The 9,434-nt window shown below is 37.4% G+C and carries 11 protein-coding genes; all 11 read left to right on the forward strand.

What is annotated here, in order from left to right; genetic code table 11:
* On the forward strand, window positions 1-846 hold an 846-nt coding region (locus tag ACFFIS_RS13560), incomplete at its 5' end, for a DNA cytosine methyltransferase (RefSeq protein ID WP_390187991.1).
* Window positions 847-936: 90 nt separating this feature from the next.
* Window positions 937-1,587, forward strand: coding sequence for a virulence protein (locus ACFFIS_RS13565; RefSeq protein ID WP_320378175.1), 651 nt, complete (start codon window positions 937-939; stop codon window positions 1,585-1,587).
* Entirely contained in the window at window positions 1,584-1,811 is a 228-nt protein-coding gene (locus ACFFIS_RS13570) for a DUF4314 domain-containing protein (protein ID WP_078756217.1), read from the forward strand. Before ACFFIS_RS13565 ends, ACFFIS_RS13570 begins: the two co-directional genes overlap by 4 nt.
* Window positions 1,812-1,914: 103 nt before the next feature.
* Window positions 1,915-2,814 carry an amidoligase family protein gene (locus ACFFIS_RS13575; protein WP_205178025.1) on the forward strand — a complete coding sequence of 300 codons (900 nt, stop codon included), beginning with the start codon at window positions 1,915-1,917 and terminating at the stop codon, window positions 2,812-2,814.
* Between the two features lie 45 nt (window positions 2,815-2,859).
* Window positions 2,860-3,342 (forward strand): gamma-glutamylcyclotransferase family protein, encoded by a 483-nt coding sequence (locus tag ACFFIS_RS13580; protein ID WP_446686911.1) that lies wholly within the window; start codon window positions 2,860-2,862, stop codon window positions 3,340-3,342.
* 85 nt (window positions 3,343-3,427) lie between these two features.
* Window positions 3,428-4,258, forward strand: a complete 831-nt coding sequence (locus ACFFIS_RS13585; RefSeq protein WP_320378176.1) for a nucleotidyltransferase domain-containing protein — start codon at window positions 3,428-3,430, stop codon at window positions 4,256-4,258.
* A gap of 138 nt (window positions 4,259-4,396) precedes the next feature.
* Window positions 4,397-5,995: a terminase large subunit gene (locus tag ACFFIS_RS13590; RefSeq protein ID WP_390188004.1), complete on the forward strand. Its 1,599-nt coding sequence runs from the start codon at window positions 4,397-4,399 to the stop codon at window positions 5,993-5,995.
* A 21-nt stretch (window positions 5,996-6,016) separates the two neighbouring features.
* Window positions 6,017-7,300: a phage portal protein gene (locus ACFFIS_RS13595; RefSeq protein ID WP_320378177.1), complete on the forward strand. Its 1,284-nt coding sequence runs from the start codon at window positions 6,017-6,019 to the stop codon at window positions 7,298-7,300.
* Window positions 7,269-7,952, forward strand: coding sequence for a head maturation protease, ClpP-related (locus ACFFIS_RS13600; protein ID WP_320378178.1), 684 nt, complete (start codon window positions 7,269-7,271; stop codon window positions 7,950-7,952). Before ACFFIS_RS13595 ends, ACFFIS_RS13600 begins: the two co-directional genes overlap by 32 nt.
* Window positions 7,953-7,967: 15 nt before the next feature.
* The gene (locus ACFFIS_RS13605) at window positions 7,968-9,164 is read left to right on the forward strand and encodes a phage major capsid protein (protein ID WP_061114371.1); all 1,197 of its coding nucleotides are present in this window, start codon (window positions 7,968-7,970) and stop codon (window positions 9,162-9,164) included.
* Between the two features lie 17 nt (window positions 9,165-9,181).
* Window positions 9,182-9,409, forward strand: a complete 228-nt coding sequence (locus ACFFIS_RS13610) for a Head fiber protein (protein ID WP_340415772.1) — start codon at window positions 9,182-9,184, stop codon at window positions 9,407-9,409.
* Window positions 9,410-9,434 lie beyond the last annotated feature (25 nt).

Below are 9,434 nucleotides of genomic sequence, written 5' to 3' on the forward strand. Positions count from 1 at the left end.
GCGGGGCAAGGAACTACCAGAGATACTTCAAAAAGTTCTAGAGAAACAAGCAATATCTGCTTAAATGACCAAGGTGGTAGCCGAATGGATGTAACCAAAGGGGTAACAGCAACTTTACGAACAAAATCAAATCATCCTCCACTTGTATTTGATAACCATGGAAGGGATGCAAGAATAAAAGGACCTGTCGATGTTTCCCAAACCGTTGTGTCTTTATATGGCACTGGCGGAAATAATCAGCCATTTGTTTTAGAAAAACCGAGAACCTTTGATATTCGTTTAACATCTGAAGGAACACTTAACGTTCGGGCAAACATCTATGAAAGTGATGTATCAAGAACAATAGACACATCAGGCAACTCACCGAACAGTAATCAAGGCGGGATTGCGATTGTTAGTAGTAAAGATGAATCGAGTAAGGAAAAACAACCAACGTATTCATCTAGTAAAAACTCACATTTTACAAGTGCCGAAAAGGAACTTGCTAGTACGCTTGTTGCTACTGATTATAAGGATCCACCATTAGTAAACGTAGAAGATTTAATTGTGAGAAGACTTACGCCTACCGAATGTGGTAGATTGCAAGGTTTCCCAGATGGATGGTGCGACAATTTGGGAGAAGACAACCCATCGGATGACGAGATTAACTTTTGGGAGAGAGTGTGGGAAACGCACCGGCAGTTAATCAGTAAAAATAAACGACCTAAAACTCGAAAACAAATCATTAAATGGTTAAGCCAGCCACATTCTGACACGGCTGAATATAAAATGTGGGGAAATGGCGTCGCACTTCCTTGTGTTATATATGTTTTAACTGGAATTGCCATACAATTAAATAAAGATTAGGAAGTCAGATGGAATCTGTTCACAAAACTTGATATAAACACCTTTTAGAGTGATATATGTATGTACCAAAATTGAAAGGTGGAATAAAAAATGATTGTAAAATTTAATGTGAAGGGAAAAGAACGGAAAAAGTTAGTGGAAGCAATAAGCGAACATTTGAATATTCCTTTTAATTACAAAGGAACGCCAAGTTTTGCCTACGAAATTGGAGAATATGTAGTTGATAGGGTTGGAACGTTGGAAGGCCCAACTAAAGACGGGTTAATCCATGCATTAGAAAGTAAATATAACTTTGAAGCAGAGCGGGATAAGCAGCCAGAAACTTATACATTTTCTATCGAATATCCACGAGATTCTTTCGATGAGCAAACAATAGAAAATTTAGAAAAGCTAATCCAAAGTAAAAACACTTTAATTAAACAGGCACTAGATATTGAATCAACTAGGATTGAACTAGAAGATGACCGAATAAAGTTTCCATGGTTTGAGAGAGAATTGACATCCGAGGAACTAGAAACATACACAAAGTTTATTGTCGCATTATGCGAAACAGCTCTAAAGCAAAAACGAGTGACGGCAGTTGAAAAACAAGTCGAAAACGAAAAATATGCATTTCGATGTTTCCTGTTAAAGCTAAATTTTATAGGCGATGAATATAAATCCGACAGAAAGCTCTTGATGTCAAAACTGTCAGGTGATTCTTCATTTAAAAGAACGAAAAAAATGGTGGAAGCTTCATGAACAATATAACGAAAGAATCGCTGACCAAGTTAAAAAAACAATATCAGCCTGGAACAAGAGTACGTTTGATTGAAATGGATGATCCATATTCAAATCTTATCCCAGGTGATGAAGGAACTGTTTCTTATGTCGATGATATAGGAACAATACACATAAAATGGGATAAAGGAAGTTCACTCGGAATTGTATTTGGAGTTGATAAGTGTCTAATCATCGAACAATAAAAATACATTCAAATAACTGTAGATAACACTTGATATATAAGGCTTTTAGAGTGATATATGTATGTAACAAAAACACACATACACTCTAAAAGGGGATGATGAAATGTTAAACGCAAAGTTTGGAATTGAAATTGAATTCACAGGAATCACAAGAGAAAAAGCAGCGAAGGTAGCAGCAAAGTTTCTTGAGGGGAAATACATCGAAGGTGGAACATACTACGATGTAAAGAAAGTGAAAGTTCCAGACGGACGGATATGGGAATTTGTTTATGATGGAAGTATTCGGACGCAAGTTAGTCGAAACGGTAGAAGGGTTAATGCAAACAGAGATTATAGCGTTGAGATTGTAAGCCCAATTCTAACCTACCGAAAAGACATTGACACTTTACAGGAGCTTGTTCGAAGGATACGGAAAGCGGGAGCCTTTACCAATTCATCTTGTGGCATTCACATTCACTTAGATGGGAGCCCACATACACCAAGGAGCATACGAAACTTTGTAAACATCATCGCAAGTAGGAACGATTTGTTTTACAAGGCACTAGAAATCAAGAATGAGAGAATGCGTTATTGCAAACGGATGGATGACATTTTAGTAGAAAAGATGAATCGAAAAAAACCGAAGACGATGCGAGAAATTGAGGACATTTGGTATGAAGGATACAGTGAAAGCAGAAGTAGACACTACCACAACAGTCGATATCATTTTTTAAACCTACACAGCTTTTTTAGAAGAAACCGAACGGTTGAGTTACGAGGCTTTAACAGCGTTCTTCACGCTGGGAAGATTAGAAGCTTTATCGTTTTATCCTTAGCGATAAACAACCAAGCATTAACACAGAAAAGTGCTTCATCGAAAAAGCCGCAAGTCGAAAATGAAAAATTCGCCATGCGAACATACCTCAATCGAATCGGATTGATTGGAGAAGAATTTGCAAACTGTAGAGCGCATTTAACTAAACCTTTATCAGGGTCAGCGGCATGGAGGTTCCGGGTTGGATAAGCCACCCGGAATCATTCTAAAGTAAATTGTGAAAGGATTGACATGATGGGTAAATTATATATAGCTTACGGATCAAATTTAAATTTAGAACAAATGGCAAACAGATGTCCAACCGCCAAAGTAATAGGAACAAGTGAAATAAAGGACTACAAACTCACTTTTAGGGGGCCACACGGTCATGCAGTTGCAACGATTGAACCATGCAAGGGAGAAAGCGTACCAGCCCTTGTGTGGCAGATTACGCCCAATGACGAAAAGGCACTTGACCGTTATGAAGGATGGCCCCATCTATATAGAAAAGAAATGATGAAAGTTAAAGTCGATAAAAAGAGAGTAAATGCGATGGTCTATATTATGAATGAAGGCAGACCACTTGAACAGCCAAGTTGTTATTACTATTCAACTATTTTAGAAGGCTATAACAGTGCGGGGTTTGATGTTGAATACTTACGCAGAGCTGTTGAAGATTCTGATGAAAAAGATGCCGCTACTTTAGAAAGCGAATCTAACGGAGAAAAGTTAGAGTAGCCCGAATAATTATGATAAGATATAAACAAAGTTAAATGTTCAGCAAACGGGCCATATTGTTTAAGTAAAATTGGAGTGAAATATAATGGCAACTGTCGACAATATAATTCAAGATATAAAAGAGGAACTATATGGACTGCCAGGTGTGGTAGGAATCGTCTTAGGTGGGTCTAGGGCAAGAGGAACTCATAGTCCGGATTCTGATATAGATATTGGAATTTACTATGATGAATCAAAAGGGTTTAATGCTAATGATATCGAAAAATCAGCATTAAATCTTAATGACGAAAAAAAAGAGCATTTAATCACTTCTTTAGGGGAATGGGGTGAATGGATAAATGGTGGTGGCTGGTTAGTTGTACAGGGTTACCATGTAGATTTTATTTTTCGTGATATTAAACGAGTTAGTAAGGTTATTGATGACTGTTTATCAGGTCTAGTATCCATTCATTATCAAACAGGACACCCTCATGGTTATTTGAATGCCATGTACATGGGGGAATTAGCTATTTGCAATGTTTTATCTGACCCTGAAGGCACATTAGGTGAATTAAAAAAGAAAACGGAACCCTATCCCAATAAATTTAGAGAAGCGATGATTCAATACTTTTCTTTTGAAGCTTCTTTTTCCCTAATGTTTATGGAGACCAATGCTAAGAGAGATGATATTTCATATGTGATGGGTCATTGTTTTCGAAGTATTTCTTGCTTGAATCAAGTGATCTTTGCGAAAAACAAGGTGTACTGCATCAATGAAAAGAAGGCTGTAGCCATGATTCAAAATTTTCCAATAAAGCCTATAAACTACAAAAAACGTATTGATGAAATTGTTTCTCTTCTCTCAACAGATAACGATAAGACAAATCAAGCTGTAGAAAACTTAAAAGAATTAATTTCTGAAACCGAAGCGCTATAAGTCTTCCGCAATCGGGCGCGATTGTGAAACAATTAAATAGATAACTTAAGCTCAGACAGTGATCTGGGCTTTTTTGTCGTGCAAAATTTTATAGATGCATTTAGTTTTTAAAAATTATTTGCTAAGGAGGTGGTGGTAATTAGAAAACTAGGAAATTATAAACCAACTATCTTTAAAGCTGAACAATCATATTATGACAAAGATGCAGCTGATATGGCGGTTAATTTTATTAATTGTTTAAAGCATACAAAGGGTGAATGGTTCGGAAAGAACTTTGACTTGATAGATTGGCAAGAGCAGATTATTCGAGATATATTTGGAACGATGAAGCCGAATGGCTATAGACAATTCAATACTGCTTATATTGAGATTGCAAAGAAACAAGGAAAGTCAGAACTTGCCGCTGCGGTTGCCTTACTTTTAACATGTGGTGATTTTGAACATGGTGGAGAAGTGTATGGGTGTGCTGCGGATAGGCAACAAGCATCGATTGTATTTGACGTTGCAGTCGATATGGTGGAACAATCACCCGCACTAAAAGCTAGATTTAAACCAGTGTTGTCACAAAAACGTTTAATTTATAAACCTTTAGGAAGTTTCTATCAAGTATTGTCGGCTGAAGCTTATACAAAACATGGGTTGAATGTTCATGGTGTAGTTTTTGATGAGTTACATGCACAGCCGAACCGAAGGCTATACGATGTTATGACCCATGGTTCGGGGGATGCCAGGAAACAACCACTGTACTTCTTGATCACAACAGCAGGAAATGACCAACACTCGATTTGTTACGAAGTACATCAGAAAGCAAAAGATGTACTTGAGGGAAGAAAAATAGATTCTACTTTTTATCCTGTTATATATGGTGCAGAGGAAGATGATGATTGGACGGATCCAGAAGTCTGGAAGAAAGCAAATCCATCACTTGGAATTACAGTTGATATTGAAAAAGTTGAACAAGCATGTGAAAGTGCGAAACAAAACCCAGCTGAGGAAAACTTGTTTAGACAGTTACGACTGAATCAATGGGTAAAGCAATCTGTCAGATGGATGCCGATGGAAAAATGGGACAGGTGTGGTTTGCCAGTTGACCCTGAAAGTTTAATCGGTAGAGAGTGCTATGTGGGATTAGACTTATCATCGACAACAGATATTACCGCATTTGTTTTAATTTTCCCACCAGAATATGAAGACGATAAATATGTTGTTTTGCCTTACTTTTGGATACCAGAAGAAAACATTAGACAGCGTGTGGATAGGGACAGAGTACCTTACGATGTGTGGGAACAACAAGGGCATATGCAAACAACGGAAGGAAACGTTGTTCACTATGCTTATATTGAAAAATTCATCGAAAAATTAGGGCATAAGTACAACATAAAGGAAATTGCCTTTGACCGTTGGGGTGCTGTTCAGATGACGCAAAATCTTGAAGGGTTAGGTTTCACAGTAGTTCCTTTCGGGCAGGGATTTAAAGATATGAGTCCTTCATCAAAAGAATTAATGAAATTAACATTAGAAGAAAAACTTGCGCATGGTGGACACCCAGTTTTACGTTGGATGATGGATAACATCCATGTACGAACTGATCCTGCTGGAAACATTAAACCTGACAAAGAAAAATCAACAGAAAAAATTGATGGTGCGGTGGCAACAATTATGGCACTTGACCGAGCAATAAGAAGAAGCGGAACAAGTGATTCTGTTTATGATGATCGGGGATTGATTGTGTTTTAAAGTTGAGGAGGTGATATTCATATGCGGTGGTTTACAAATTTATTTAAAGCAAGAGATGAACCACAAAACTATTCATTTGGGAGTAATTATAGTTTTTTCTTTGGAAATTCTAGTAGCGGAAAATCCGTTAATGAATTTACAGCAATGCAAATGACTGCAGTATATTCTTGTGTACGAATATTAGCTGAAGCTGTAGCTGGTTTACCGCTGCACTTATATAAATACACAGATACAGGTGGCAAGGAAAAGGCAATATCCCATACCTTATATTTTTTACTTCATGACGAACCAAATCCTGAGATGAGTTCATTTGTGTTTAGAGAAACATTAATGACTCATCTTTTATTATGGGGAAATGCGTATGCGCAAATTATTCGAAATGGAAAAGGTGAAGTTATTGCACTTTATCCACTTATGCCAAATAAAATGTCAGTCGAAAGAGATGCAAGAGGTAACTTGTATTATTTATACACAAAAACATTTGATGAAATGAATGGTTCAGAAAAAACAACTGTTGCATTAAAAGCTGAAGATGTTCTGCACATACCCGGACTTGGTTTTGATGGTTTAGTTGGATATTCACCTATTGCTATGGCGAAAAATGCAGTAGGTTTGGCAATGGCCACTGAAGAATATGGAGCAAAGTTTTTTGCCAATGGAGCAGCGCCAGGTGGAGTCTTAGAACATCCAGGAACAATTAAAGATCCACAAAGGGTAAAAGATAGCTGGAATAAAGCTTATCAAGGTTCAAGTAACGCGCATCGAGTTGCTGTATTAGAAGAAGGCATGAAGTATCAACAAATTGCAATTGCACCTGATCAAGCACAATTTTTAGAAACAAGAAAATTTCAGATTAACGAGATTGCTCGAATTTTCCGAGTACCACCTCATATGGTCGGTGACTTGGAGAAATCGAGCTTTTCTAATATAGAGCAACAATCGTTGGAATTCGTTAAATATACACTTGATCCATGGGTTATTCGGTGGGAACAAGCAATTAGTCGTTCACTGTTTACTAAAAGTGAAAAGAAAGCGTACTTTGTGAAATTTAATGTGGATGGATTGCTTAGAGGTGATTATGCTTCACGAATGAGTGGCTATGCAACAGCAAGGCAAAATGGCTGGATGAGCGCGAATGATATTCGTGAACTTGAGAACTTAGACCGAATACCCGATGAACTCGGAGGAGATTTATATCTAATAAATGGAAATATGACCAAACTCCAAGACGCAGGTGTGTTTGCAAAGAAATATGAAAAGGAGGGAACCGAAGATGAAGAAGTTTTGGAATTGGACAAAGAATAATGAAACTGATAAACGAACCCTTCATTTATATGGGGCAATAGCCGAGGAAAGTTGGTTTGATGATGAAGTCACACCGTCTGCCTTTAGGGAAGAACTCGTGCAAGGCAAAGGCGATATTGAAGTTTGGATTAATTCGCCAGGGGGTGATTGTATTGCAGCTGCGCAAATTTATAACATGTTAATGGAATATCCAGGTGATGTCACTGTCAAAATTGATGGGATTGCCGCATCAGCAGCATCTGTGATTGCGATGGCAGGCACTGAAATTCAAATGTCACCAACGTCCCTAATGATGATTCATAATCCATTTACTGTCGCAATTGGTGATAGTGAAGAAATGAAAAAGACAGTGCATATGCTTGACGAAGTAAAAGAAAGCATCATTAACGCTTACGAGATTAAAACAAGTTTATCAAGAAATAAACTATCGGAATTAATGGATGCTGAAACGTGGCTCAATGCACATAAAGCAATTGAACTAGGATTTGCGGATGTAATTATGTTCGCAAATGGTAAAGATGAAAACCAACCTGAGAACAGCTTTGTTTTCAGTAGACGAGCAGTAACAAATTCATTAATAAACAAGATACAAAAACCACAAGAAGAACAATCGGTTGATCCGCTTTATGAGCGGCTTAATCTATTGAAATAATAGGAGGAAATTAATATGAGTAAAATTTTAGAGTTAAGAGAAAAGCGAAATAAAACATGGGAGGCAGCAAAAGCCTTTTTAGATTCAAAGCGTGGAAGTAATGGTCTTATTTCTCCAGAAGATGCAGAAGTTTATGACCGAATGGAAGAAGATGTAATTAATTTAGGGAATGAGATTAAACGATTAGAGCGTCAAGAAGCTTTAGAAGCTCAGCTGAATCTACCAATTAATACTCGAATTGTAGAAGAACCTTCGAAACATGAAAAGGAAAGTAAAACAGGGATAGCTAGTAATGAATATAAACAATCTTTTTGGAAAGTGATGAAGAGTAAAACACCATCAATAGAAATTGTAAATTCACTTTCAGTTGGGACAGACTCTGAAGGTGGATTTTTAGTTCCAGATGAATTTGAGCGTACACTTGTCCAAACATTGGAAGAAGAGAACATCTTCCGTAAATTAGCGAAAATTGTAAAAACATCAAGTGGTGATCGTAAGATACCTGTTGTTACAACGAAAGGCTCCGCGGCATGGCTTGATGAAGGAGAGGAATTTGAAGAAAGCGATTCAGTGTTTGGGCAGACTTCAATCGGTGCTTATAAGTTAGGGACGATGATTAAAATATCTGATGAATTATTAAACGATAGTGCATTTAATATGGAAAGTTATATTTCAACCGAATTTGCACGAAGAATTGGAGCGAAAGAAGAGGAAGCTTTTCTTATCGGTGACGGTGTTGGAAAACCAACGGGAATATTTAATGACACAGGTGGTGCTGAAATAGGTGTAACTACGACATCGGCTACAGCAATTACAGCTGATGAAATTATCGACTTAGTCTTTTCACTAAAAGCACCATATCGTAAAAACGCTGTATTCATTATGAACGATGCGACAATCAAAGCAATTCGAAAATTAAAAGATGGTCAAGGACAATATTTATGGCAACCATCATTAACCGCTGGTACGCCAGATACACTATTGAATCGACCAGTTTTTACGTCAGCTTATGCACCGACACTAGAAAGCGGAGCAAAGTCTATTGCCTTTGGTGACTTCGGATATTATTGGATTGCAGACAGACAAGGTCGTTCATTTAAGCGTTTAAATGAACTTTTTGCAACAACAGGACAAGTTGGTTTCTTAGCAAGTCAACGTGTCGATGGAAAGTTAATCTTGCCAGAAGCAATCAAAGTCTTACAACAAAAATAATAAAGGGGTAGAGTGCGATGGGGTATAACGCTAAAAACTATACAGAACAAGGCGGAGAAAAAACGGTTATTGGCGGGGAACTTGTTATTGAAGAAGGGGCGAAGGTCACTGGCCTTCCTTCTTCTTCAAATGAAAAAATGTCAAATCAATCTGATAGTACAGCAGAAACTATAGAAGACTTAGTTGCGGATTTTAATGCATTACTATCGAAATTAAAAACATCTGGTTATATGTCAGAAGAATAAAGGTGGCGAAAGTGATGACATTACT

The organism is Paracerasibacillus soli (assembly GCF_042432965.1).
Classification (GTDB): Bacteria; Bacillota; Bacilli; order Bacillales; family Amphibacillaceae; genus Paracerasibacillus; species Paracerasibacillus soli.

Bases quoted from the DNA above. Each gene is read 5' to 3' on its own strand.
- ACFFIS_RS13575 (WP_205178025.1), top strand. From the start codon at position 1,915: ATGTTAAACGCAAAGTTTGGAATTGAAATTGAATTCACAGGAATCACA.
- ACFFIS_RS13570 (WP_078756217.1), top strand. From the start codon at position 1,584: ATGAACAATATAACGAAAGAATCGCTGACCAAGTTAAAAAAACAATAT.
- ACFFIS_RS13600 (WP_320378178.1), top strand. From the start codon at position 7,269: ATGAAGAAGTTTTGGAATTGGACAAAGAATAATGAAACTGATAAACGA.
- ACFFIS_RS13585 (WP_320378176.1), top strand. From the start codon at position 3,428: ATGGCAACTGTCGACAATATAATTCAAGATATAAAAGAGGAACTATAT.
- ACFFIS_RS13580 (WP_446686911.1), top strand. From the start codon at position 2,860: ATGGGTAAATTATATATAGCTTACGGATCAAATTTAAATTTAGAACAA.
- ACFFIS_RS13610 (WP_340415772.1), top strand. From the start codon at position 9,182: ATGGGGTATAACGCTAAAAACTATACAGAACAAGGCGGAGAAAAAACG.
- ACFFIS_RS13595 (WP_320378177.1), top strand. From the start codon at position 6,017: ATGCGGTGGTTTACAAATTTATTTAAAGCAAGAGATGAACCACAAAAC.
- ACFFIS_RS13565 (WP_320378175.1), top strand. From the start codon at position 937: ATGATTGTAAAATTTAATGTGAAGGGAAAAGAACGGAAAAAGTTAGTG.
- ACFFIS_RS13605 (WP_061114371.1), top strand. From the start codon at position 7,968: ATGAGTAAAATTTTAGAGTTAAGAGAAAAGCGAAATAAAACATGGGAG.